Origin of the sequence: Indolivaga alginatilytica, from assembly GCF_003201355.1 — a bacterium.
In the GTDB taxonomy this organism is placed as follows: Bacteria; Bacteroidota; Bacteroidia; order Bacteroidales; family Dysgonomonadaceae; genus Dysgonomonas_A; species Dysgonomonas_A alginatilytica.
The window spans coordinates 21,933-47,373 of sequence record NZ_QICL01000013.1 but is presented as its reverse complement, the minus strand read 5'-3'; the positions used below and the strand labels follow the sequence as shown (position 1 = coordinate 47,373).

The window sequence follows — 25,441 nt, the reverse complement described above, 5'->3', positions numbered from 1 at the left end:
AATAGGGACAAAAGTGTGTCCCTATTATATTAATTTATTCTTTAGAAATTAGGGTTCTGTACTAATACTCCGTTCGATTTGTCTATTTCGACCTGAGGTATTGGCAGTAATGCATGTTTATCCTGATAATTAGTTTTACCGGCAGCATGTAATACTTCTTTAGCTATTCCCCAACGTACCAAGTCATAGAAACGATCCGGTTCAAGACCTAGTTCTACGCGTCTTTCGTGGCGAATTGCATCTCTTAATTCTATTTGGCTGGTAGTTGTTACTTTAGGCAGAATAGATGTATTGTTACCACGAGCGCGACTTCTTACTTGTTCGAGATAGTTAAGTGCATCAGAGTTCATACCTAATTCGTTAGAAGCTTCGGCAGCCATTAGAACAACATCAGCATAACGTATTAATCTGATATTTACCCAGAATCCGGCATTTGTAAACAGCTTACGTAAAGCAGGGTCAGTATATGCTTTTTTATTAAATGCAGCACCCATTGCTCTGGATATAGGCGATTCTCCGAAGGGAGTGTTGGTATTCTCAGGAGTTATAGGGGGAACTACATCACCAACCTGACGACGGAAATATAATAAGGTCGCATCTTTACGTGGATCACCCGGCTCGTAAGCTTTATTCATTAGTTCAGTAGTTGCCATATGCCAACCCCATCCTAGATTCCACATGCCTCCTCCTCTGACTCCTTGTACTTCTGCAAATTGGCTTCCTATACTTGTTGCGTTAGGTTTAGCTGAAGTAGACATACATTGTATTTCAAAAATCGATTCAGGAGAATTTTCGCCATTATCAGTGAAAATTTTGTCATAAGGAGTACTTAAATTATAGAATCCCGAATTGATAACGTCTCTTGAAGCAGCTAGCATATTGTTCCAATCATTACGCATCATATAAGTTCTAGCTTGTAAAGATCTTGCTGCTCCCCAAGTTAATCGACCTGTAAAATCATTACCCCAGTGTGTTGGTAAATATTTTACCGATGTTGCCAAATCAGCATCAATAAGTGCATATATATCGGTAGCCGGAGATTTAGGTATGTTTGCCTGAGCAGGATCAGTTATCCTAAAATCTATTTTAGGAACTTCCCCATAAGCTCTAACTAAATTAAAGAAAGCATAAGCTCTGAAAAATTTAGCTTCGGCATAATTAATGCTATCTTCCTTTGTTTTAGTTGATTGCCTTTCAATACCATCTATAGCAGTGTTGCTGTTAACTATGATCTTGTAATTTTCCTTCCAATAGTCAGCAATTGGACCATTAGTAGTATTGTATTCGAAGTTATCGAAGAAAGCTGCTTGATCGGCACCATCATTATCTTCACTACCTTTCTCCGAATCTTCCGAACGGAAGTTATGTATAGCAAAAGCTGGAATTCCTGCGGTTATATGATAACCTCTCACCAGTGCATAAAGCTGAAATGCGCGTCCTTGGTTTATACCTCCGGGTGCATCATCTTCTGTTAAATCTCCTAGAGGGCTTCTATCCAGAAAGTCGCTACAACTTGTTAGAGACAGTCCGGCTATAAGTACTGCCGGAAGTATATATTTTTTTATTAATCGTTTCATAAAAATATTTTTTATATAATTAGAAAGTAAGATTTAGACCAAAAGTGTATATTGCGGGCATAGGGTAAGAGCCATTATCAATACCAAATGCAGTAGCATCTCCTCCTAATTCAGGAGTATAACCTGTATTGTTTTTCCAAGTTTTTAAGTTTTGAGCATTAACAAATACTTTCAATGCTTTTAGACGTACTTTTTTTAGTGCATTTTGATCGAAAGTATAGCCTATTTGAATGTTTCTAATTCTAAAGAAACTACCATCCTCAATATAATAAGTAGAATTCTCATTATTGATTGTACGAGTTGTATTCAATACTGGCTCAGAGTTAGATGTTCCTTCTCCATGCCATCTGTCAAGGCGATGAGACATAAAATTGAATTGAGACCAGTTATAGTTATCCCAGGTTCTGTATATTTCGTTTCCATATACTCCCATGAAATCAATACCGAAGTCAAAATTCTTGTAATTAAGACCTAATGTGATACCATAAGTAAGATCAGGAGTTGGATTACCGATCATGCCCCTATCGGCTGTTGTTATTTTACCATCACCATCCATATCTTTAAATTTAAGATCTCCAGGTTTTACAGTCGTAAGAGTGTTTGGTGTAGAATTTGCTATATCTGCTTGAGATTGGTATACTCCTTCCACCGTGTAGCCATAGAAAAATCCAATAGGATATCCGGCTGTAGTATGTGAAATGTTTTTGTCTCCTTTGATGATAGTATAGCCATCTTGAACCAGTGATTTTACATTGTTGTCAATTGTAGTTAAGTTTCCACTTATGCTATATCCCCAGTCTGAGTTAATTTTGTCATTCCAAGAAGCAGCTACTTCAAAACCTTTATTTTGTATTTCTCCCAAATTTCCTAATCCAGGAGTTGTTCCTGCGATTCCTGGGATTTCAGCTAGAAGGTCTTTTGTGTTTTTCTTGTAATACACACTTTCTATGCGTAATCTGTTTGCAAGCATATTCATCTCAAAACCCGCTTCCCAAGCTTCAATCTTTTCCCATCTTAAGTTGGGATTTGGGATGTACTTCAAAGAGTATGAAGGATATTCTATTGAAGGATTACCAAATATGGCAGATGTTTCATTTGTTAGAAGAGGTTGTGCAGGATATGGAGTCTCCATATTCTGATTACCTAATGTTCCCCAAGACCCTTTTATTTTTAAGAAGTCAATAAAAGACTGATTTTGCATGAAGTCTTCTTCGGACATAACCCAACCTCCACCGGCAGAATAAAAATTTTGCCATTGGTTACCTGTGTAGAAGAATGCCGAAGAACCATCACGACGGAAAGAACCGTTAAATAGATATCTATTCTTATAGCTATAAAGTGCTCTTGCAAGAAGCGATACTGTTGATCTTTCCCATTGCTTGCTATCAGTTTTAGAAGTACTGGGGTCGCCCATGCTTATATACCATTTATCTGGATTGTTAGGAATAGGTAGTCCCGTTCCTTGATTCCTTTCAGCAGTTAGATTAGTCAGACTATTATAGAATGTCGTAAAACCTGCTGTTGCTGTAATATTGTGGTCACTAATCTTCTTTGTATAAGTCAATAAGTAATCAGCTTGTATTTTAGTCTCATCTTCTTTAATTTGTTGTATAGCTGTTCTCTTATCACCTAAGATTTCGGTCGGATTGTCTCCTCCTATTGAAGGATTATATACCGTTATAATTGGCGTATACTTACGACTGTCATCTGATCTGTAGTCAAAAGCAAACATTGTCTTAAAAGTGAAGTTAGTAAGAAAGTTCACTTCTCCGTATATATTACCGCTTCCACGATAATTAAGAGCTTTGGTCGTATTATTTCTGGCACTGATATCTATCATAGGATTTTCAATCTGTGCACTTTGGAAACTAGGTAGAACATGGTATAAGCCAAATTCTTCATTGAATACAGGTGCTACAGGTGCAGCGTATAGAGCTTTAAGAACCGATTTCTGATCCGCAGGTGTCATTCTAGCTCCATTAAATTGAAATCCGACTTTAATATTTTTAGTGAAATTATAGTCGCTACTTAAATTTGCAGTAATCTTACCGAATTTTTCATGTAAGATGTTACCTTCTTCCGTAGAATAACCTACGCCCATATAAAATTTACTTTTCTCGGTAGAACCAGTTACGCTAACGTTACTGTTAGACATAAATCCGGTTTGGAAAATTTCGTCTTGCCAATCTGTATCAGCCTGCCACTTAGTAAAGTCATAAGGATTAGATCCTTGGTTTGCTAATTGCTCATTGTAAAGCTCTTTAAATTGGGCGGCATTCGTCAGCTTAACCTTGTCTACAACCTGTTTGAACCCAAAAGCTGTATTGATATTCACAAGTGTTTGCCCTTCTTTTGCTCTTTTAGTATTAATGATGATAACACCATTAGCACCACGTACCCCGAAAATTGCTAAAGAGGAAGGGTCTTTAAGGATTTCCATTGTCTCGATATCGGCAGGATTCAGGAAGTTAATATTGTCATTAAATAATCCGTCTACTACATACAAAGGCTTGTATCCATTGATAGAGTTTGTTCCCCGGATACGAATTTCAGGATCCTGACCGGCTTTACCTGTATTTATTACTTGGACACCCGCTACTTTACCTTGTATGGAGGCTAATGGGTTTGTTGCTGGTTTTGTGAATACATCATCACCTTTTACTGTTACGATAGACCCGGTTAAGTCTCTTTTTTTCGCTGTACCGTAACCGATAACAATAGCGGTTTCCAGTTGATGTGTATCATCAATTAAAACTACGTCGATCTTACTTCTCGATCCAACCGTAATTGTCTCAGGTTTCATACCTAAGAATGTAAACTGAAGAACGTCGCCTGATTTCACATTAATAGAATAATTACCATCAAAATCGGTAACTGTTCCTGTTGTGGAACCTTTTACTGTGACACTAACTCCAGGTAATGGATCTTTTTGCTCATCGGTGACTACTCCTGTTACTGTAGTCTGAGCAAATGCATTGGAAATGCTTGCTGAGAAGATTAAGAATAGCAGAAGACAAAACTTCATACTTATTCTCCTCGTAGAGGTTAATCTAGTTTCTTTCATGGATTTCTGATTTTACTGTTAAACATTTTTCATTTACCCTAAACAAGTATAACATTCCTTAAATGTAGTGTGTAGATTTTATGGAATATTATCTAATTTTTGCAGTATATGATTTAGAACAAATGTAAAAACAGTAAGTTCAATGGGTGTGAGATTTGTCACATAACGAATACATCTGTCTGTATTTTAACAATAATGATACCTCATTATTACTACTCATTTATTTGTAGTGTATTTGTTTACAGATTTTTATATTATTTTTTTGACTCTTTTATATTTGTAAAAAGAAGTCATTTAAGTGTTGGTGGGAAGGTATATCAAGCTTTTTGCGTAATCTGTAACGGCTATTTTCTACTGCTCTGACCGAAATATTCATTAATGCAGCTATCTCTTTAGAATCTAGGTTTAACTTCAGACAGGCGCAAAGACGTAAATCGTTAGCCGTAAGTTGTGGATAAGTTTCTTTTATTTTTTTAAAGAAATTTGTATGTTTTTGTTCAAATTTGATAAGGAATGTCTTCCAATCCTCTTCACTGTCTAGGCTGCTGTTTAATAAAGTATTGATCTTTTGATATAAAGGAGTCAGAGTTTTGTTATTTTGTTTGGCAGAAAACTCTTCTACTTCATTCTTTATCTTTAAAATAAGTTCATTACGCTGTATTATGAAAGATGTTTGGGACAGAAGCTCTGCATTTTTCTCTTCTACCTCTTTTTGTAAATGCTCATTGATAAGATTGAGGCGTTTAGTCTCTAACAGGCGAAGCTTCTTTATATGGATTTTCTTGTATTTATACTGAATGTATAATATGATAGATGCGATAAATACAATAAACAGCAGGCAATAAGCTAGAACAGCCCAACCTGACTGATGCCAAGGAGCTAAAATTTCGAAAGAGAATCGTATTTCCTCAGATTTATTTCCTTGTCTATCAGTAGCTACTACTATAAACGTGTATTTCCCTTTGGGCAGACGCTCATAAGTCATGGAATTTTGATTTCTCAATGCATGCCATTGATCGTCCAAGCCTTCGAGTTTATATTCAAAGGAGATATTTCGAGTCAGAGTTTCTGCTGTTGAGAAACGAAATTTTATGGTGTTAAATGAATGACTTATCTGATTAAAATTATTATCCAGATAAACAGATTCTCCGTTGGTATTAGATATTTTAATCGACTTAAAGTAGGGTTGTGCTATCGGATCATTCTTAGCTGTCACTTTATTCTGACATAATAGAAAACCATTATCAAGACAGATAAGGCTTAGGTCATTATCTAAAGTGACGATGTTTTCATAATTGTCGATCATCGAAAAGTTTTTATAACCGATGTCTATAATGAATTTTATCTGAGCTTTGTTATCAGCATATATTACATTATAAATAAGATCGTTTCCTATAATCCAGAAATTCTCAGGAGTAATATTTACCACCTCTTTTAGTCCGGCTATATTACTGAAGCATTCGTTTAAGGCATGTTCGGGAACAATCGTTCCTTCAATATCATTGTATGTATAGAATTTATTATTCCCTAAAAAAGCAACACGTCCCCCTACTTTAAATAGTTTCAGTTTGTAAGGAATATCTTGTTTATCTTCATGCCCATAATACTTGAATGATTCTATTTTCGAAAAATCATCATTGAGCCGGGTTCTGTAAATTCCTTTATTCATATGTTGCAACCAGACATTATTTAAATGGTCTGTTTGCACTTTTTTTATCGGTTCTTGTACTTCATTGAGTATATGTAAGGTTTGTGCTTTTTTATCTATAGACATCAAGCTGATATATGTACCTAACAAAAGATGATCTTTATCTTTCTCCATGGTATAAAATACACCGGTATTTATGGTATAAGGAGATGTTACGGATAAATTTTGATCAATAATCAACAAGCCCTGATTGTGAGAACAATATAGTTTGTCATCAATAACATTCAGATTCCATATCTGCCCCCCTGTTTTTGGAAGGAGTGTAAATTTGGATAGCGCATTCATGCTGTAAAGATCATTTTTTTCAATATAATACACCCCTTGATTAGTTCCTATAAATAGTTTTCCCTTATATAATGCTGCGGAATAAACAGCTCCGATTTTTCCTGTTGGGTCGGTCATACAGCTTATACCATTTAGATACTGTATGCAGGAAATACCTCTGTCGAGTCCGGCCCATATATTATTGGAATGATCTTCATATAATGCCAGTACTGTATTATTGTGTAGATATGTTTCGGTATTGAAATGATTCGTAATATTTCCACTTGGAGAGACCTCATAAATACCACTCAATATGGTTCCGAAGTAATAGTTGCCATTACTTGCAGCCAGTCCACAATTTACATTGTTGTCAATAAGAGCTTTGTTGTTGTTCCATACTTTGAATTCCGATCCATTATAAATATAAAGCCCCATCGTAGATGTGCCTATGATGTATTTATTATCAGGAGTAGGGAGTACGGTTTTGACTTCGGTCTGTGAAAAAATCTCACTACCCGGTATTTTTACATATTGATTCCCTACTATCTTAAAAAGACTTCCACCCATTTCCTGAATCCATAATTCATCCTTTACTTTCATAAGGAATAGTATGTTCTTTTCCTGAGGAAATTTATAGACGTTGTTCTGATCGTATATGTATATGTTTTTAAAGGATTGAAAATAAACGAGATTATCTTTTTTCCATATTCTCCAAATATCATCATTGTGGAGTCGTCCACCCGGAAGATTGTCACTCAACGATGTATATTTAAGTATACCACTGATATCTCTGTCCCATCGGCCAAACTCTTCGTATCCTCCTGTAAAGATTGTCTGATTTGAAGTCGCATATATTGCTCTTACAACATCTGCTTTGTGCAATTTGTTGAGGTACCAGTCGATACCGTCGAATTCCAATAATCCGAGATCGTTTCCTATATACATTATTCCTTTTTCGTCTTCACTTAACGACCAGTTTTTGTTACCGGCATGATAATCGTTCCTGCTAAAGTTTATAATGTTAGGATTATTGGCTGTTGCTACGGAATATGATAATATAAAGACACTTATTAATGTCAAAAATATGTGGCGGGTCATTTTTTACTGACTTTTTATTGTATTTAGTGGTATGGTTTCTGTAATGAAAAGATAAAGATATAGAAAAATAGATTAATTTTGATGCACGAAAATAGTATAAGGTTGCAGGTCTGTTTATAACAATCCCTCTTAATCTCCTTTTTTGGGGAAACAACTCCCGTTTTTGAAGGGTTAGAGAGGCTCTAAATGTAACTTTGGTTATGATCCTATTAAAGATATAATTAGGTCTGAGATCTTAAATAGTTGAAAAGAATTAATACATGATAGAATTTAGTGATGATGTAAATATACATACTGTTTTGACTCATTTTCGGGTAACTGCAGAAGATTTACAGAAAGTATTGCATGAGGCTTTATCGAAGGGCGGCGATTATGCTGACCTTTACTTTGAGCATACTATAAATAGCAGCATATCTCTTCGGGATGGAGAGGTAAACAGGACATCTTCGAATATCGATTATGGAGTGGGAGTAAGAGTTGTAGTAGGAGAGCAAACAGGATATGCGTATGTTGAAAATACAGCATTAAGCGATATGCTTAGAGCCGCCCGAACTGCTGCGGGAATTGCCCATACTCCGAAGCAAAGTAATCCTGTAAATATAACAGAGACTCATTTTCCTAATTATTATAAAGTAAGTAAGTCGTGGGAAGATGTTTCGGTAAATGAGAAGAAATCATTTATAGAGAGGCTCAATGCACGAATATTCGAAATGGATCCGCGGGTAATAAAAGCTACCGTTAGTTTGAATCACTCCACATCCTATATCCTGTTTTTTAATTCGGAAGGTATTCTTTCTTGGGATTATCGTCCGATGGCTATAATGTACGGAGGGTGTACCATGGAGCAGGATGGTAAAATAGAAAATGGTTTTGCCTCACGTGCTTATCGCAAAGGATTTGACTTTCTGAATGATGATCTTATCGAAACATTGGCGAGAGAATCAGTCTCTCAAACAGCACTAATGTTTGATGCCGTGAAACCCAAAGGTGGAGAAATGCCTGTAGTAATGGGCGCCGGAGGCTCCGGAATATTATTACATGAGGCTATAGGTCACGCTTTTGAAGCTGACTTTAATCGTAAGAATGTTTCTATATTTTCCGATTCGTTAGGTAAGTCGATTTGTAACTCCAATATAAATGTTGTGGATGATGGTACAATAGAGTTTGCCAGAGGTGCTATAAATTTTGATGATGAAGGTATTGAAAGCCAAAAAACTTATATCGTAAGAAATGGTGTTCTTGAAAGCTACTTGCACGATAGAATCAGTGCTAACTATTATGGTGTAAAACCAACAGGTAACGGACGCCGCCAATCGTTCCGCCATGTACCTATGCCCCGTATGCGTGTAACATATATGGAGTCGGGTAATATGACTAATGAAGAGATGATTGCAAGCGTAAAGCAAGGTGTTTACGTCGATAATTTTAGTAATGGACAAGTTCAGATAGGTGCAGGTGATTTTACGTTTTATGTAAAAACAGGCTATTTGATAGAAAATGGCAAACTGACCCAGCCCATAAAAGATATTAATATCATAGGAAATGGCCCGAAAGCTTTAGCTGATATTATGATGGTGGGTAATAATCTGAAAATTGATGAAAGCTCGTGGACTTGTGGTAAGGATGGGCAAAGTGTACCTGTAGGGCAAGGTCTTCCTTCGGTTTTAGTCAGTAAACTGACAGTAGGGGGAGAGTAAATCCGGTTCTAAATTCGCATCATTAAGTAAATGAAAGTATTTAATAATATACTTTCGAATAGTAGCAGGTTATTGCTGTTGCTTTATCAACGAGATAAAAAGGTATGAGACCTTAAAATGAGAATGTAATGAAAGAATTTATTAGTGATATATCAAACGAAAAATTTCCGATCTCCCAAAGGATTTCCGGAAAATCAATCAGATCATCTATTCTTGAGTTGATTCAAAAGGAGCATCCTGACTTTGATAGAAGTAAATTTCTTGCCATTCCGGAAATGAATCTTTTTCGTGAGAAATACATTTCGGCATATCTGACGGGGCAGCTGGGTGCATTATCGGAACTTGAACAAAAAGTATTGTCCTCTGTCAAAGAGCGTTCAACATTGAGCGATAAACTGGACGATGACGAACAAAATCCAAAACTAACTGTCGGGCAGAAAATTGCAGACCAAGTGGCTACTTTTGGCGGAAGCTGGACTTTTATTATCTCTTTCGGTGTTTTTATTTTTCTATGGATATCATTAAATATATTTTGGTTTGCCAATAAAGGATTCGACCCTTATCCTTTTATTCTTTTGAATCTTCTACTTTCCTGTCTGGCAGCTTTACAGGCTCCGATAATAATGATGAGCCAGAATCGGCAAGAAGAAAAAGACAGAGATCGTTCCAAGAAAGATTACATGATTAACCTGAAATCTGAGCTTGAGGTAAGGGCCCTGCATGAGAAAATAGATCATTTAATGATATATCAACAGCAAGATCTTATTGAGATTCAGAAGATTCAAATTGAAATGATGAACGATATATTGGCACAGGTAGAGAAAAATAATAAGAATAATCAATTCTGAGGCCACAGGCACCTTTATTGCTTGGGAAAGTGTATATTCCACTAAACAATAAAACATTAAATAGCTTACACTTTATTTGTCAACTAACAAAAAGTAATTAATCGAGCAAAGAAATCTATGAAAAAACATCTACTTCTTTCGTTACTTCTATTCGCAGTATCTATTATCTCTTATTCGCAGGAAATTCAACTGCACTTCGATCCACGACACAGTTTAAACAATGATGTTGCCGAACGGAATTATTTTACGGCAACATTTCAGATGTTCAAACCCGATAAATGGGGAACTACTTTTGGTTTTATCGATATTGATTTTAATCAAAGCAAGGGTAATATCGGTTTAGCTTATCTGGAAATTTATAGAAATATAAAGATTGGTAACAGCCCTATTATGCCCCATATTGAATTTAATGGAGGGATTGTAAGAGGTGATAATTTTTCGGGTTTTTCCATTCCTAATGCATATCTGGTAGGGGGAGCATACGACCATGCTTTTGGTCCTGTGTTTATTAGTACCTATCTGACCTATAAGTATAATACTTTTGATAAAGTGAGTCACGACGTACAATGGACAGGAATCTGGAATACTAACTTATTTGACAACAAAGTAACATTAACCGGATTTATTGATGTCTGGACAGAAAATAAAGACCGTGTAACAGGAAAAGGAGGAAAGAAAGTTATTTTACTCACCGAACCTCAATTCTGGTACAACGTGGATAAAAATTTAGCTTTTGGTAGCGAAATAGAGATTACCAATAACTTCTATGCCAACTATAATAATAAGCTATATGTGTTTCCGACTATAGCAGGTAAATGGACTTTCTAATGAATAGATCAATGAATAATATGTTAGAGAATATTTTTAAACTGAAAGACAATAATACAACCGTTCGCACAGAGTTGTTTGCGGGATTGATAACCTTTCTGACCATGTCTTATATTCTGGTCGTGAATCCCAATATTTTAGGAGAAGCGGGTATGGATAGGGCTGCTGTTTTTACGGCCACGGTTTTAGGCTCTATTATTGCAACACTCTTCATGGCATTTTTTACCAATTTACCGGTAGCTCAGGCTCCGGGAATGGGGCTGAATAACTTCTTTGCATTTACTGTGGTGCTCACTATGGGATATACCTGGCAATTTGCTCTGACAGCAGTTTTTATAGAGGGTATTATCTTTATACTTCTTACGTTCTTTAATGTTCGGGAACTGATTGTGAAAAGTATTCCACGAGTTCTTAAAGAAGCCATTCCCGTAGGAGTAGGTTTATTTATCACACTGGTTGGACTGAAAAGTGCAGGGGTTGTAGTTGCTAATGATGCAACACTGGTTTCTTTGGGCGATATGGCGAATCCTCACGTGTGGATTGCATTAGCAGGAGTTGTTATAACTGGTGCATTATTGGCTCTCAATGTCAATGGAGCGATTCTTATCGGTATAGTTGCTGCTACCATCGGCGGTATTTTTGCAGGCGTTGTTCATTTTCCCGAAGGTAATTGGGTAAGCTTGCCTCCTTCTTTATCACCCACATTTGCTCAGTTCGAATGGGATAAGGTTCTTAGTTTCGATATGGCATTGGTTGTATTTACATTCCTTTTTGTAAATCTGTTCGATACTGTGGGAACTCTCATCGGAGTAGTTTCTAAAGCCGGATTAACGGATAGTGAGGGTAACTTCCCTCAGATAAAAAAGGCTTTGTTTGCCGATGCCTTAGGTACAACTATAGGATCTGTTTTGGGAACAAGTCCTATTACTGCATATGTAGAAAGTTCATCGGGTGTGGCAGCCGGAGGACGTACGGGATTAACCTCGGTAAGTACAGCTTTTATGTTTGTGTTGGCTTTATTTTTTGCGCCGCTCTTTCTTATTGTTCCTGCTTCTGCAACATCACCAGCTCTTATAGTGGTAGGTCTGTTTATGATTTCGGCAGTAGCAAAAATTAATTTTGAGGATATTACAGAATCATTACCTGCTTTTATAACTTTGATTTTTATGCCATTTACGTACAGCATTGCACAAGGTATAGTATTTGGTATTCTTACTTATTTCTTTGTAAAGATATTGTCAGGCAGATATAAAGATGTTTCGACAGTTATTTATGTATTAGCGGTTTTATTTATTATAAAGCTGGGTCTCGATGCTGCTCATATATGGGAGAAAATGTAATTCAGGTACTCTCTGATAAAAAGGTCTAAGACCTTTATTTGGTTGAATAATACAAAGGTCTAAGACCTTACTTAAAAAGAACAAAATGAATCTCATAACAGATCAATATAAAAGTATAGCACAATGGGCCATGGATATAGCCTTGAAGAACGGATGTTCTTCTTCACGAGTATCTTTAACCGTAGCCAATAATAATTCTTTTGAGTATCGAAATAGTCAACTGGACAAGTTACATCAAAGCTCAGAAAATAAGCTATACATCGAATTATATGTAGATGGTCGGTATGGTACACTTTCGACTAATAGGCTCGAAAAGTCGGAATTGGAGCCTTTTATCAAAAACGGTATTGCTTCCACACGATTTTTAGCTCCCGATTTGTGTCGTCAGTTGCCTGATATGGCGCGTTGTTATAAATCGGATAATGATGAAGACCTAGATTTATTTGATGCTACATTTTTTGATTATTCGGTTGATCAGAAACTGGAACTGGCAAAAGCTACAGTAGAAGAAATCTATGGTACAGATGAAAGAATAGTATCTGTTGTTTCGAGTTATGACGATGGCTGTGGAGCCGAATATATGGTGGCTAGTAACGGGTTTGAAGGCGAAATACAAGATACTGCTTTTAGTTTAACCTCCGAGGTTGCCTTGAAAACGGCCGGTGATGCGCGCCCCGAATCATATTGGTATGACAGTAAATTATATTGGTCTGATTTAGAGAAAGAAGGGATTTCAAAGAGAGCTTTCAAAAGAGCCTTGCAAAAACTCGGGCAAACTAAAATAAGATCAGGTAAGTACAATTTGATTCTGGATAATACTGTTTCAATGAAATTATTATCTCCGCTTATTTCGGCTATGTACGGAAGTGCTATTCAGCAAAAAAGTACATTCCTGTTAGATCGATTAGGTGATAAAATAGTATCTGACAGACTTACTGTTACCGATAATCCTCATTTGAAACGTTCGTTCGGATCGCGGTGGTATGACGGTGAAGGCGTTGCTACAAAAGATCAGGTATTGATTGATAAAGGTGTTTTAAATACCTATTTTATTGATACTTATAATGCGCTTAAATTGAATGTATTGCCAACTATAGCATCTCCATCTATTATAAAATTAGAACATGGAACCAGAAATCATACTCAATTATTAGAGTTAATGCATCATGGTATTTGGGTGACAGGTTTTAATGGTGGAAATACCAATAGTACTACCGGAGATTTTTCATTTGGAATAGAAGGTTTCTGGGTTGAGAATGGCATTGCTACCACTCCTATCAGTGAAATGAATATTACAGGTAATATTCTTGATTTATGGAACAATCTGGTTGAAGTCGGTAACGACCCTTTATCCTTAAATGCCTCTCGGCAGATACCTTCTTTGTTATTTGAGAATGTTAGTTTTAGTGGATTATAGAATATAAAAAACCTATGGAAAACATTAAGTGTAATAGATGTGGTAACGAAAATCGGAATAATGCGAGATATTGTTCCGGTTGTGGCTATGAATTGCCAAAATCTACAATAGAAGAAGAAACAAGTAATCGGAATGTGATTTCTATACCTGTAACGACAGGCAGAAGAAAAAGTATTAACAGTATATTAGGTGTATTAGTTGGACTGGCTGTCTGTTTTGCAGTTCAGCATTTCTTATTCAAGACACCTTCATTTGATAAGGTAATGATGGAAAGTGCAAGCGAGATAAATAAATCTTGTCCGATAATGGTGGATGCCGAAACACGGCTAGACAATGCTGTCGCTCTTCCTAAGAATATTCTTCAGTATAATTATACTTTGATGAATATGGATGCTGAATTAGTTGATACATTGGAGATGAAAAAAGTACTTGAACCTAATATTGTAAATTTTGTTAAATCTAGTCCACAAATGAAGGTTTTCCGCGATAATAAGACAACCATAAATTATCATTATAAAGATAAAAATGGAGTTTATCTGTTTATTGTTTCGGTAACTGCGAATCAATACGAATAGTTATTTTGTTTCTTAAGGTGTATTATTTCTTTACTTTGAAAGAATTATACAGAGGCTTTATATACAAAGGATGAAATTTAAAAATTCATCCTTACTTTTTGCGAATCACATTTACATCACCTGCTTTTTGATAGCGTTCGTTGTCAGACCCCAGTGCGTCTATAACCCAGAAGTATACACCTGTATTTACATACTTGCCTTTATATTTTCCATCCCATCCTTTCGAAGGGTCTGTCCATTCATATATTTTGTTTCCCCATCGGTTGAAGATCGAACATTTAAACTTGATTAAAGATTTATATTCCCCTATCCTGAATACTTTAGCTGTTTCGCTATTTGCATCCGGAGAGAAATAATTGGGTGGTATTTCGAGTGAAGACGTCGAAATTGAAAATTCCACACTTGTACTGGTTAAACATGAAGAGCCTCTGCTAACGGACTCCAAAACAACCTTGTAATTCCCCGATTCGTTGAATGTATAGCGAATATTTCTATCCGTATAACGTACTATCGGGTTCTGTAAATCGGAGGTATTATAAATAAACCACGTATAAAAATGCGCTGTAGGCTCATTAGCATAACCAAAGAAATTTATTTCAGCAGGAGCCGAACCGCCTAATTCAGTGGTTATTCCGGAAGGTGCAGTTGCTGAAACTTGTTCTGCTACAATAAAGGCCTTAGTGGCAATGGCAATATAAGCTGTACTCTCTTTATATATATTTAATCCGAAGTGTTTAGCAAATTGATCTCCGCTTATTTTAAACTTAGTATCAGTTAGAGGAGGATCAATTGTTCTATATGTGCCGAAGTCTATGGGGCCTATCTCTTCTACCATAGGAGTGAATTCTTTATTAGATCTATCCAGATCAGGGTATTCAATAACATATTTTCTTATTATTGAGTATTTTCCTCCGGTAGTGGTATAATAATGCAGATCGTCTGATTTTTCGATTAGTAATTTTAAAGAGGTGCATTGATCTTCTATTTCTGCAGATCTGTCCGGCTCTATGGAGTTCAGTACCGGTAAATGTTGACTGTAATCTATAATCCATATTACAGGATTGGCCTTACCATTTATTTCGGCAAAATATCCTCTTGAATCCTGCAGATTAGTAATGGTATAGGTTGTCTTATTTCCGCTATTACTGGTAGATATCTCAGAGTAAGGAATCAATACCTTATCGTCAATAGAATGTGTGTACTTATAGAAACGTACAACGGCTGCATCCGATGTATAACTTATACTTGCTCCTGAAAATGTATTTAAGAGATAAATTTTTTCTATACCTGTACCTCCTAATCCATCTGTATATTCATATGGAGGCGCTGTCCCCCCTGAGACAATATATTGTGCAGATGAGGTTATAGCGAATAATAATAAGAGATTAGCCAGAAGATATTTCATTCTATACGGAATTTTTTGCTAAGATAGTAGCTTTTGAGACTTTATTCAACAAAAAACCCTCTATTCTTAAACGAAAGAGGGTTCTGTATTATTATGTAGTAAGCTCTATTTTTAAGCTTTTTCCATGTTATTTGCAAGTACACCCATTTGTTTGAAAATGGTTCCGATTTTATCTAAAGCATAATCCACTTGTTCTTTTGTATGGGTAGCCATTAGCGAGAACCGTATAAGTGTGTCTTTAGGAGCAACAGCCGGAGATACTACCGGATTTACAAATATACCTTCTTCAAATAGAGTACGGGTTATAATGAATGTTTTTTCATTATCACGTATATACAACGGTATAATGGGGCTGCTGGTATGTCCGATCTCACAACCTAGCTGGCGGAATCCTTCTAACGCATAGTTTGTAATATTCCACAATCTTTCTACACGATCAGGCTCATTGATTAAAATATCAAGAGCTGCGCTTGCTGCTGCTGTGGCTCCCGGCGTTGAGCTTGCGCTGAATATATAAGGACGTGAATTGTGACGTAAATAATCGATAATAGCTTCTTCTGCTGCAATAAAACCTCCGATAGATGCTAATGATTTACTGAAAGTACTCATGATAAGATCCATACTGTCAGTCAGTCCAAAATAGTCATGAACCCCTTTGCCATTAAAATTACGACCGAAAACACCTAATCCATGAGCTTCATCGATCATTATGTTTCCATTGTATTTTTTAGACAATTCAACTATCTTGGGTAGATTGGTTATGTCACCTTCCATACTGAATACTCCGTCAACTACAATAAGTTTCACTTTATCGGGTTCACATTTTTGGAGTTGTTTCTCCAAAGAATCCATATCGTTGTGGCGAAATTTCAACTTTGTAGATAGTGAAGCTCTGTTTCCTTCGATAATAGAAGCGTGATCCAATTCATCCCAAATGATGTAATCTTCACGACCTGTTATACAACCGACTACGCCTTGATTTACATTGAATCCTGTTGAATATACCAAAGCATCTTCTTTGCCGACAAATGCAGCTAATTTCTTCTCTAACTCAACATGTATGTCGAGTGTTCCGTTTAGAAAACGTGAACCTGCCATACCTGTTCCGTACTTGCGAGTTGCTGCAATAGAGGCTTCTATTACTTTAGGGTGATTAGTCAATCCCAGATAGGCGTTTGAGCCAAACATTAAGACTTTTCTACCATTGATGATGACCTCCGTGTCCTGGTCGCTTTGAATTTCTCTGAAATAAGGATATATACCTGCTGCACGAGCTTTTCTTGCAGCATCATATCGATATAGCTTATCACTTAATAGGCTCATAACTTTATAATAAATAGGAATATTAATTATAACTACTTTTTGAAAGCTTTTCTTCTCAAAAAAAGCAGGCTGCAAAAATAGCTAAAAAAAATTAAAGAAACGATTTTGGTGGAAATATTTTACAGAATGCACTCTTAAACGAATTAAAATGATCTAATTTAATTTTCTTTAATGAAATACTAAAATGCAACGCCACAATCTGTGTTTCTTTTATTAAATTTGCATTCTTGATTATATTGGAGATAATGAATAGGTGCGTAAGTGCTTTGTAGGTTTCTCGGATAATAGATGCCTTATTATGAAAAAGGATGTATCCTTTGCGTGTCAGAAGCATCAATTACTAGGGAGTGAAATAATTTAATGGCAAAAAGAAAAGATAAGAATCGACATAGTTTTTGGAAACGGTTACATTTCAAGTACCGTTTGTCTATATTAAATGAAAATACACTTGAAGAAGTGTGGAAACTTCGTGTTTCTATGTTTCATGGTATTATGTTGTATGTGACGTCTTTTTTTATCTTGATGGTTCTTGCCTCTGTTATTATCATAACGACTCCTATTCGTAACTATTTACCGGGCTATCTTGATTCTGAAATCAGGGAACAGGCTATTCGTGCTGCAATACAGGTTGATTCTTTAGAACGCCAGCAAAGTTATCAGTTGGCATATCTGGATAATATAAAAGATATCTTTGCAGGAAAGGTTCAGCCGGATTCAGAGAATAAAGTGGATACAGTTACCATCTCGGAAACAGATAAATCTCTGCAGAGTACCGACCGTGAGAAAAAATATCGTTCGGAATACGAAGAGGCAGAGAAGTATAACTTATCAACAATCTCCACTTCCGATGCTACTCCTACCGAAGGGGTGACTTTCTTTCGTCCTGTCAAGGGCATAATTGCAGGAAAGTTTAATCTGCCTTCCCGTAATTACGGTGTGCAGATTGTGACAGCGGGAGAAAGTGTAGTGGCAACTCTCGAAGGATCCGTTGTTTTTGCCGGATATGCAGATAATGGATATATGTTGCAACTTCAGCATAAAAACGGATTTATCTCTGTTTATAAAGGTGTTTCTATGGTCTTGAAGAAAACGGGAGATAAAGTCAGAACAGGAGAAGCTATCGGTATGGTAGGCAGCGGAAAGGACAGTTCTGAAAAGAAAACATTACAATTTGAGCTTTGGTATAAGGGTAACCCTATCAATCCCGAATTATATATATCATTCTAAAAAATAGATGAAACGTAAACTCGCTATATTAGGATCAACAGGATCAATAGGAACACAGGCATTAGATGTAGTCAGAGAACATCCCGATAAATTTGAGGTGTATGCTATCACTGCAAATAATAGTTTGGATTTGTTGGTAAAACAAGCCCGCGAATTTCAACCTGAGGTTGTTGTGATTGCTAATGAAGATAGATATCAGGCATTGAAAGATGCGTTGGCTGATCTGCCGATTAAGGTTTGGGCAGGGATGGATTCTATAGTTCAGGTCGTTCAAAGCGAACCTATAGATATTGTTCTGACTGCTATGGTTGGTTATGCAGGATTAGCACCGACAATCAGCGCAATAAAAGCTAAAAAGCTCATCGCATTGGCTAACAAAGAAACTCTGGTGGTTGCAGGTGAACTGATCACCGAACTGGCTTTAGAAAATAAGGTGCCTATATTGCCTGTCGATTCGGAACATTCAGCTATCTTTCAATGTTTAAATGGAGAAAATAGCCCGATTGAAAAAATACTGCTAACAGCGTCGGGAGGTCCTTTTCGAAAACTCAGTAAAAACGAGTTGGAAAAAGTAACTAAACATCAGGCTTTGAAGCATCCAAATTGGGATATGGGGGCTAAAATTACGATTGATTCGGCTACCTTGATGAACAAAGGCTTTGAAATGATCGAAGCCAAATGGTTATTTGGGCTTGTTCCCAGCCAAGTAGAGGTGGTTGTACACCCTCAGTCGATAATCCATTCGATGGTACAGTTTGAAGATTCTTCTATCATAGCTCAGATGGGATTACCCGATATGCGTTTGCCCATTCAGTATGCGTTTGCCTATCCGAATCGTTTGAAATCTAATTTCGAACGGCTGGATATATTCAAACTTGGTACTATGACATTCGAAGAGCCTGATATGGATCGTTTCCGAAATCTGGCTTTTGCTTTTGAAGCTGCTAATAAGGGTGGAAATATGCCATGTATATTGAATGCTGCGAATGAAATTGTAGTAGAGGCTTTCTTGAAAGAAAAAATAGGTTTTCTCGAGATGAGCGATATTATTGAGAAAACGATGCACAAGGCTTCATTCATTCAAAAGCCAACGTATGACGATTATGTATTGTCGAATACGGAAGCCCGGAAAGTGGCTGCCGCTTTTCTTAGCTAATAACTAAGCGTAAGGCACAAACAAATCATAAACCAAAAGTATATCATTAAATACTTTATTTTACTTAAAGAGATCGACGGTCTTAATTATTTATTATCTAAAACAGACTAATGGAAACATTTTTCATAAAAGCATTACAATTAATTCTAAGTTTATCAATATTGGTTATTGTCCATGAATTCGGACATTTCTTTTTTGCCCGGGTATTTAAAATAAAGGTCGAAAAGTTTTACCTCTTTTTTGATATAGGTTTTTCTTTATTCAAGTTTAAACCTAAAAATAGCGATACAGAATATGGTATCGGTTGGTTACCTCTGGGTGGGTATGTGAAGATTGCCGGAATGATCGATGAATCGATGGATAAAGAGCAAATGAAACAGCCCGAACAACCTTGGGAGTTTAGATCGAAACCGACATGGCAACGCCTTTTGGTAATGATTGGCGGTGTATTGTTCAATGTTATTTTGGCGATATTTATATATGCTATGATTCTTTTCACATGGGGAGATTCTTATATCTCTTTTAAAGATGTGGCTCATGGGATGGAGTTCAGTCAGGTTGCAAAAGATGCAGGTTTCCAAGATGGAGATAAAATCATAAGTGCAGATGGTAAAGAGTTGAAATACCATATGGATAAAACATTGGATATAAATACTCTGATGAAATTTGCAAATGCCAAGGAGATTATTATTGAACGTAACGGAAAGCTCGAAACAATAGCTATGGCTGATGATTTTGCCGATAAGATGATATCTTCTAAGAAGATGGCTTATGAGATGAAGATTCCTCCTGTTGTAGATAGTGTTATGGTTGGAAGTGCAGCTCAAAAAAGCGGTTTAATGAAAGGGGATAGTATTGTCTCTGTAAATGATAAATCGGTAGCATCTTTTTCAGGTATAAGAAAAAATATTAGTGAGAATCTTAATTCTGATGTAAAAATCAGTTATTATAGAGGAGATTCATTGTATCAGACAACAGCACGTGTAGATAGTTTAGGTGTTTTAGGTTTTACAGCGGTTCCTTTGACTTCTATTTGCGAGCTGAAACATGATAAAATTAGCTTTTTTGCATCATTTCCGGCAGGAGTAAATCTGGCAAAAGAAACATTGCAGGGATATATCGCACAATTCAGATTCGTATTTACAAAAGAGGGTTTATCTAACTTAAGCGGATTTGGAGGTATAGGCGGCATGTTTCCGGCTACATGGGATTGGCAGGCTTTTTGGTTTATGACAGCATTTTTATCTGTGATTCTTGCTGTGATGAATATTTTACCAATACCGATGTTGGATGGCGGACACGTCATGTTCCTACTTTATGAGATGATTACTCGTCGAAAACCAAATGAAAAGTTTCAGGAGTATGCTCAGATTGCAGGTATGGTATTCATTTTTGCTTTGCTTATTTATGCAAACGGAAACGATATCTTTAAGGCGATATTCAAATAAGGTCTCAGGCCTTTTATTCTTTTGGCAAGCAAAATAATTATAGTTAGTTATAATTTAAAACTATAACATTAAATATTTACATTACTTAAAAAGTAAATACGGATAATGAAGGTCACAGATTTAATTCAAAATAATGGAAAAACCGCTTTCTCGTTTGAAATATTACCCCCTTTGAAAGGTAATAGCATTCAGAAAGCGTACAATATAATAGATAAGCTTATTGAATTTGATCCTAAGTATATAAATATTACCACGCATCATAGCGAGAATATATACAAGGAGCTACCCGATGGTACGGTAACTAAAGTGAATGTGAGAAAACGCCCGGGTACTGTAGCTATTGCAGCTTCTATACAGAACAAATATAATATCACTGCTGTCCCTCACATGATCTGTAAAGGTTTCAGTAAGGAGGAAACAGAATATGCTTTGATCGATTTAAATTTCTTGGGAATTCATAACCTTCTCTTATTGAGAGGTGATGCTCATAAACTGGAATCGGATCAACTGGCAGGTAATATGAATCAATATGCTACAGACTTGCAAGTGCAAGTTAACCATTTCAACGAAGGTATAACCGCAGATGGTGGTAGCTTTGAGCGTTTTGAAACACCTTTTTCTTATGGAATGGCTTGTTATCCCGAAAAGCATGAAGAAGCTCCTAACTTAGAGTCGGATATCTATTATCTGAAAATGAAGCAGGCACAAGGTGCAGAATATTTTGTGACTCAAATGTTTTTTGATAACAGTAAATATTTTTCATTTGTAGAACGCTGTCGTGCCGAAGGTATTACTATACCGATCATTCCGGGAGTGAAACCGATTTATAAAATTAATCACCTGACTCTTTTGCCTAAAACATTCAGGTCTGATATTCCCGAAGAACTAGCTGCCGAATTGAGAAAATGTCACTCGGATGCAGAAGCTAAGGACGTTGGTGTAGAGTGGGGGATTAAGCAATGTAAAGAGTTGATTCAATATGGAGTACCCAGCATCCACTTTTATGCATTAATGGCTACCGAAAGTGTACGCCGTATAGCCAAAGAGGTATATTGACAGTTATTAATCAACGGTTGTTTTGTGGTGCCTTGTAACTAGTAACTACTTAACAGTTCTTAAAAAGAAGATAAAGAATAGTGTTTTTTAAAGATATAATAGGGCAGGAAGACGTAAAAGAACAATTGATAAGTTCGGTGAAAAAAGGTATTATACCTCACGCCCGACTCTTTTGCGGACCCGAAGGGATAGGTAAATTATCTCTTGCGATCTCTTATGCCCAATATCTGAACTGCCTTGACCCTCACGACGACGACTCTTGCGGAAAATGCAGTTCTTGTCTTAAATACAAGAAACTGGCACATCCCGATCTTCATTTTGTTTTTCCTGTAATAAAGAAGGATAAAAAAGAGGTTTGCGATGATTATATCAATGAGTGGAGGACTTTTGTCGGAGAGCATCATTATTTCAGTTTGAGTCAATGGCTGGCGCATGTCGGAGCTGAAAATGCTCAGGGTATGATTTATGCAAAAGAAAGCGAAGAGATTATACGTAAACTAAGCCTCAAAATCTATGAGGCAAAGTATAAAACGATGATTATCTGGCTACCTGAAAAGATGCATGAGGCTTGTGCCAATAAATTGTTGAAAATAATAGAGGAACCTTACGATAAAACAGTTTTCATATTAGTATCTAACACTCCTGATCAGATAATAACAACAATACAGTCTAGATGTCAGCGTGTCAACATACATAATATCACTGAAAGTGCTATTATGCAAGCTCTGGAGTCAGATTATAATATAACAGCAGAGGATGCTGCTTCGGTAGCTCATATTGCTAACGGAAGCTATCTGAAAGCTATCGAAACAATTAGTTTGGATGAAGAGCATAAGTTTTTCTTCAATCTTTTTGTGCAGATGATGCGGGCTTCTTATGCTCGTAGTATCAAAGATATCAAAACGATTGCTAATGAAATAGCAACGGTTGGAAGAGAAAGGCAAAAGAATTTTTTAGTATATTGTCAGCGAATGATACGGGAATACTTCGTAAGTAATCTCAGACATGCCGAAATGATATATCTGAATCAAGACGAGAGCCGTTTTGGAACTCGTTTTGCACCCTTTATCAACGAAAAAAATATAATAGATTTTACTGCTGAATTGGCGTTAGCCGAACGACATATTGAGCAGAATGTAAACGCAAAGATGGTTTTTTTCGACTTATGTCTGAAAATAACCATGCTTTTAAAAAGATAAGGTCGCAGACCTATTTATTGCTTTGGCAGGTATAAGTACAACTGATAGTTATAATTAGAGATGTTGCATTAAATACTTACTTTTGCTTATATAAACCCACAAAGTCGGAAAAGGGGCTTTGTTTTATTCAAAAAACATTATGGAATTCTATTTTAATCCCGATAAACCAAGCAAGCCGGTAAACGATTGCTTAGGTACTTGTAAAACACCTGTCGGTTGTACATGTGGAAAAAAGAAACAAACGGTTATTGTAAACGGTCTTAAGGTGAAAGCCTGTGGTTGCGGTAAAAATCCCGGGGGAGCCTGTGGAGGAGCTTTGAAAAAGGCTGAAGCAGAGGCTGCAGCGGCAACCGGCTCTTCAGGTGAGCCTTCTTCTGCTCCTGTTGTATCATCAGGTGGCAGTTGTTGTTCATCAGGAGGTGGCGGATGCTCGTCAGGCGGTTGTTCTTCGGGTGGCGGATGTTGCGGTAGTAGTAAAGGAACTCATAAACTGGAGGTTTTTGATTGGCTTTACGACATGCCCGAGTCGCAACTCGAGACTCAAATGGTAGAGGTTCAATTTAAAAATACACGTAAAGGTTATTATTTGAATAGTAATAATCTTGATTTGTATAAAGGTGATGTTGTAGCTGTAGAGGCCACTCCCGGACATGATATTGGCGAAGTTACTTTGACCGGAAAACTTGTTCTTCTACAAATGAAGAAGAGTAATTATAGAGGACAACAAGGTGAACAGAAACGAATCTACCGGATTGCTAAGCCTTTGGATATTGAAAAATACAATGAGGCAAAAGCATTAGAGCATAAAACTATGCTTAGAGCACGTGAGCTAGCCGAAAGTCTGAGCCTGAACATGAAGATCAGCGACGTAGAATACCAAGGTGATGGAAACAAAGCTATATTCTATTATATTGCAGATGAGCGTGTCGATTTTCGTCAATTAATCAAGGTTTATGCGGAACAATTCCGAGTGAAAATTGAGATGAAGCAAATCGGAGCTCGTCAGGAAGCTGGAAGAGTAGGAGGGATCGGTCCTTGTGGTAGAGAATTATGCTGTTCAAGCTCTATGTCTAACTTCGTTTCGGTATCAACATCAGCTGCTCGTTTTCAGGATATATCTTTAAATCCTCAAAAGCTTGCAGGACAATGTGGTAAATTGAAATGTTGCCTTAATTATGAAGTTGATACTTACGTGGAAGCTCAGAAAAAACTTCCTTCCCGTGAGATTGTACTGGATACGAAAGACGGGGCATTCTTCCACTTTAAGACAGATATACTTTCGGGTATGATGACTTATTCTACCGATAAACATTTTGCCGCCAACTTAGTAACGGTTAATAAAGACCGTGTATATGAGGTGATAAAGATGAATAGAAACGGAAATAAACCTGTGAGAATAGACATCGAGAATGTTGAAGTTCAGGAGAAAGCCGGAGCCATGGATATATTGGAGGATAATATAAATCGTTTTGATGGTAATGCCAATAACAAAAACAGGAAGAAGAAAGTTGTAAAAGGTGGCGGACGTCCTCAGGCAGAAACTGCTCAAGCAACAGAACGAGAGCCTAAAGATGTGGCGGTTGTTAATCCTGATAACAGAGAGTCTACCCCTAATCAACAGCGAAACAAGAGTCGAAATAATAATAACAGATTTAAAAATCGACCTCGTAATAATGAAAATCGGAATAACAACCGAAATGACAATTCGCCTCAGAATGAAGTATAAATTTATATACATACTAAGTATATTAATAATAGGATTTGTATGTCTCTCGTGTGAAAAACGAGAGACATATTATCGTTTTAGCGAACTGAAGGATGCTAGTTGGAGTAGATTGGATACACTCTATTTTGATATAGATTCAACGTCTGTTATTCTTAATACTCCTTACGATGTCACGATAGAATTGGTAAACAATTCAGACTATCCCTATCAGAATATCTGGTTATATGCTTTAGATAATTTTGAGGATAGTGTCTTTATACTGGAGGAAAAACAGTATGAATTGGCTGATAAACTAGGTAAATGGCATGGCTCAGGTTTTGGGTCTTTGTACCAATTGCCTCTGTTGTATAAAAAAGACGTGATTTTTCCTGAGAAACGTAATTATCAGTTGAAGATTGTACATGGAATGCGTGATGAGCCTTTATTTGGTATTGATAAAATAGGTGTTAAAATTGAAAGTGCTCAACGTTGATTATTGCTTAAGT

18 protein-coding genes are annotated in these 25,441 nt (G+C 36.6%); 13 read left to right on the top strand and 5 right to left on the bottom strand.

Annotated features, from left to right (window positions below; all coding sequences use genetic code 11):
• Nucleotides 1–41: 41 nt before the first annotated feature.
• The 3 genes from CLV62_RS11210 to CLV62_RS11200 form a co-directional block, all read right to left on the bottom strand.
• Nucleotides 42–1,577: a RagB/SusD family nutrient uptake outer membrane protein gene (locus CLV62_RS11210; protein ID WP_110310876.1), complete on the bottom strand. Its 1,536-nt coding sequence runs from the start codon at nt 1,575–1,577 to the stop codon at nt 42–44.
• Nucleotides 1,578–1,596: 19 nt separating this feature from the next.
• Nucleotides 1,597–4,641 carry a SusC/RagA family TonB-linked outer membrane protein gene (locus tag CLV62_RS11205; RefSeq protein WP_110310875.1) on the bottom strand — a complete coding sequence of 1,015 codons (3,045 nt, stop codon included), beginning with the start codon at nt 4,639–4,641 and terminating at the stop codon, nt 1,597–1,599.
• Between the two features lie 271 nt (nt 4,642–4,912).
• A complete protein-coding gene (locus CLV62_RS11200) occupies nt 4,913–7,711 on the bottom strand; it encodes a triple tyrosine motif-containing protein (RefSeq protein WP_110310874.1) in 2,799 nt (932 codons plus the stop codon).
• 260 nt (nt 7,712–7,971) lie between these two features.
• Here CLV62_RS11200 and CLV62_RS11195 point away from each other — a divergent pair, with 260 nt between their 5' ends.
• The 6 genes from CLV62_RS11195 (at nt 7,972) to CLV62_RS11170 (ending at nt 14,416) form a co-directional block, all read left to right on the top strand.
• Complete coding sequence (locus CLV62_RS11195; RefSeq protein ID WP_110310873.1) at nt 7,972–9,408, top strand: TldD/PmbA family protein; 1,437 nt, start codon at nt 7,972–7,974, stop codon at nt 9,406–9,408.
• 128 nt (nt 9,409–9,536) lie between these two features.
• The gene (locus CLV62_RS11190; RefSeq protein ID WP_110310872.1) at nt 9,537–10,256 is read left to right on the top strand and encodes a DUF1003 domain-containing protein; all 720 of its coding nucleotides are present in this window, start codon (nt 9,537–9,539) and stop codon (nt 10,254–10,256) included.
• Between the two features lie 117 nt (nt 10,257–10,373).
• Nucleotides 10,374–11,084 carry a DUF5020 family protein gene (locus tag CLV62_RS11185; RefSeq protein ID WP_110310871.1) on the top strand — a complete coding sequence of 237 codons (711 nt, stop codon included), beginning with the start codon at nt 10,374–10,376 and terminating at the stop codon, nt 11,082–11,084.
• A 20-nt stretch (nt 11,085–11,104) separates the two neighbouring features.
• The gene (locus tag CLV62_RS11180) at nt 11,105–12,424 is read left to right on the top strand and encodes an NCS2 family permease (RefSeq protein WP_394337202.1); all 1,320 of its coding nucleotides are present in this window, start codon (nt 11,105–11,107) and stop codon (nt 12,422–12,424) included.
• 85 nt (nt 12,425–12,509) lie between these two features.
• Nucleotides 12,510–13,841 carry a TldD/PmbA family protein gene (locus tag CLV62_RS11175; RefSeq protein ID WP_245904078.1) on the top strand — a complete coding sequence of 444 codons (1,332 nt, stop codon included), beginning with the start codon at nt 12,510–12,512 and terminating at the stop codon, nt 13,839–13,841.
• Between the two features lie 14 nt (nt 13,842–13,855).
• Nucleotides 13,856–14,416, top strand: coding sequence for a zinc ribbon domain-containing protein (locus tag CLV62_RS11170; RefSeq protein WP_110310870.1), 561 nt, complete (start codon nt 13,856–13,858; stop codon nt 14,414–14,416).
• A 91-nt stretch (nt 14,417–14,507) separates the two neighbouring features.
• Here the strand turns inward: CLV62_RS11170 and CLV62_RS11165 are convergent, their stop codons facing one another.
• Entirely contained in the window at nt 14,508–15,821 is a 1,314-nt protein-coding gene (locus CLV62_RS11165; RefSeq protein ID WP_110310869.1) for a T9SS type B sorting domain-containing protein, read from the bottom strand.
• A 111-nt stretch (nt 15,822–15,932) separates the two neighbouring features.
• Complete coding sequence (spt, locus tag CLV62_RS11160; protein ID WP_110310924.1) at nt 15,933–17,144, bottom strand: serine palmitoyltransferase; 1,212 nt, start codon at nt 17,142–17,144, stop codon at nt 15,933–15,935.
• Between the two features lie 360 nt (nt 17,145–17,504).
• Here spt and CLV62_RS11155 point away from each other — a divergent pair, with 360 nt between their 5' ends.
• The 7 genes from CLV62_RS11155 to CLV62_RS11125 all read left to right on the top strand — a co-directional run bounded on the left by CLV62_RS11155 (nt 17,505) and on the right by CLV62_RS11125 (nt 25,428).
• On the top strand, nt 17,505–18,371 hold the full coding sequence (locus tag CLV62_RS11155; protein WP_110310868.1) for a murein hydrolase activator EnvC family protein: 867 nt from the start codon (nt 17,505–17,507) through the stop codon (nt 18,369–18,371).
• Nucleotides 18,372–18,378: 7 nt separating this feature from the next.
• On the top strand, nt 18,379–19,527 hold the full coding sequence (locus CLV62_RS11150) for a 1-deoxy-D-xylulose-5-phosphate reductoisomerase (RefSeq protein WP_110310867.1): 1,149 nt from the start codon (nt 18,379–18,381) through the stop codon (nt 19,525–19,527).
• A gap of 110 nt (nt 19,528–19,637) precedes the next feature.
• Nucleotides 19,638–20,975: an RIP metalloprotease RseP gene (gene rseP / locus CLV62_RS11145; RefSeq protein WP_110310866.1), complete on the top strand. Its 1,338-nt coding sequence runs from the start codon at nt 19,638–19,640 to the stop codon at nt 20,973–20,975.
• A gap of 105 nt (nt 20,976–21,080) precedes the next feature.
• Nucleotides 21,081–22,031 carry a methylenetetrahydrofolate reductase gene (locus tag CLV62_RS11140; protein WP_110310865.1) on the top strand — a complete coding sequence of 317 codons (951 nt, stop codon included), beginning with the start codon at nt 21,081–21,083 and terminating at the stop codon, nt 22,029–22,031.
• A gap of 80 nt (nt 22,032–22,111) precedes the next feature.
• Nucleotides 22,112–23,230 carry a DNA polymerase III subunit gene (locus CLV62_RS11135; RefSeq protein WP_110310864.1) on the top strand — a complete coding sequence of 373 codons (1,119 nt, stop codon included), beginning with the start codon at nt 22,112–22,114 and terminating at the stop codon, nt 23,228–23,230.
• 139 nt (nt 23,231–23,369) lie between these two features.
• Nucleotides 23,370–24,956 (top strand): PSP1 domain-containing protein, encoded by a 1,587-nt coding sequence (locus CLV62_RS11130; RefSeq protein WP_110310863.1) that lies wholly within the window; start codon nt 23,370–23,372, stop codon nt 24,954–24,956.
• Nucleotides 24,904–25,428, top strand: a complete 525-nt coding sequence (locus tag CLV62_RS11125; protein ID WP_245904077.1) for a gliding motility lipoprotein GldH — start codon at nt 24,904–24,906, stop codon at nt 25,426–25,428. Before CLV62_RS11130 ends, CLV62_RS11125 begins: the two co-directional genes overlap by 53 nt.
• The last annotated feature ends 13 nt before the right edge of the window (nt 25,429–25,441 follow it).

Coding starts and splice junctions, on each gene's coding strand:
- CLV62_RS11210 (WP_110310876.1), bottom strand. CDS start 1,577: ATGAAACGATTAATAAAAAAATATATACTTCCGGCAGTACTTATAGCC.
- CLV62_RS11205 (WP_110310875.1), bottom strand. CDS start 4,641: ATGAAAGAAACTAGATTAACCTCTACGAGGAGAATAAGTATGAAGTTT.
- CLV62_RS11200 (WP_110310874.1), bottom strand. CDS start 7,711: ATGACCCGCCACATATTTTTGACATTAATAAGTGTCTTTATATTATCA.
- CLV62_RS11195 (WP_110310873.1), top strand. CDS start 7,972: ATGATAGAATTTAGTGATGATGTAAATATACATACTGTTTTGACTCAT.
- CLV62_RS11190 (WP_110310872.1), top strand. CDS start 9,537: ATGAAAGAATTTATTAGTGATATATCAAACGAAAAATTTCCGATCTCC.
- CLV62_RS11185 (WP_110310871.1), top strand. CDS start 10,374: ATGAAAAAACATCTACTTCTTTCGTTACTTCTATTCGCAGTATCTATT.
- CLV62_RS11180 (WP_394337202.1), top strand. CDS start 11,105: ATGTTAGAGAATATTTTTAAACTGAAAGACAATAATACAACCGTTCGC.
- CLV62_RS11175 (WP_245904078.1), top strand. CDS start 12,510: ATGAATCTCATAACAGATCAATATAAAAGTATAGCACAATGGGCCATG.
- CLV62_RS11170 (WP_110310870.1), top strand. CDS start 13,856: ATGGAAAACATTAAGTGTAATAGATGTGGTAACGAAAATCGGAATAAT.
- CLV62_RS11165 (WP_110310869.1), bottom strand. CDS start 15,821: ATGAAATATCTTCTGGCTAATCTCTTATTATTATTCGCTATAACCTCA.
- spt (WP_110310924.1), bottom strand. CDS start 17,144: ATGAGCCTATTAAGTGATAAGCTATATCGATATGATGCTGCAAGAAAA.
- CLV62_RS11155 (WP_110310868.1), top strand. CDS start 17,505: ATGGCAAAAAGAAAAGATAAGAATCGACATAGTTTTTGGAAACGGTTA.
- CLV62_RS11150 (WP_110310867.1), top strand. CDS start 18,379: ATGAAACGTAAACTCGCTATATTAGGATCAACAGGATCAATAGGAACA.
- rseP (WP_110310866.1), top strand. CDS start 19,638: ATGGAAACATTTTTCATAAAAGCATTACAATTAATTCTAAGTTTATCA.
- CLV62_RS11140 (WP_110310865.1), top strand. CDS start 21,081: ATGAAGGTCACAGATTTAATTCAAAATAATGGAAAAACCGCTTTCTCG.
- CLV62_RS11130 (WP_110310863.1), top strand. CDS start 23,370: ATGGAATTCTATTTTAATCCCGATAAACCAAGCAAGCCGGTAAACGAT.
- CLV62_RS11125 (WP_245904077.1), top strand. CDS start 24,904: ATGAAAATCGGAATAACAACCGAAATGACAATTCGCCTCAGAATGAAG.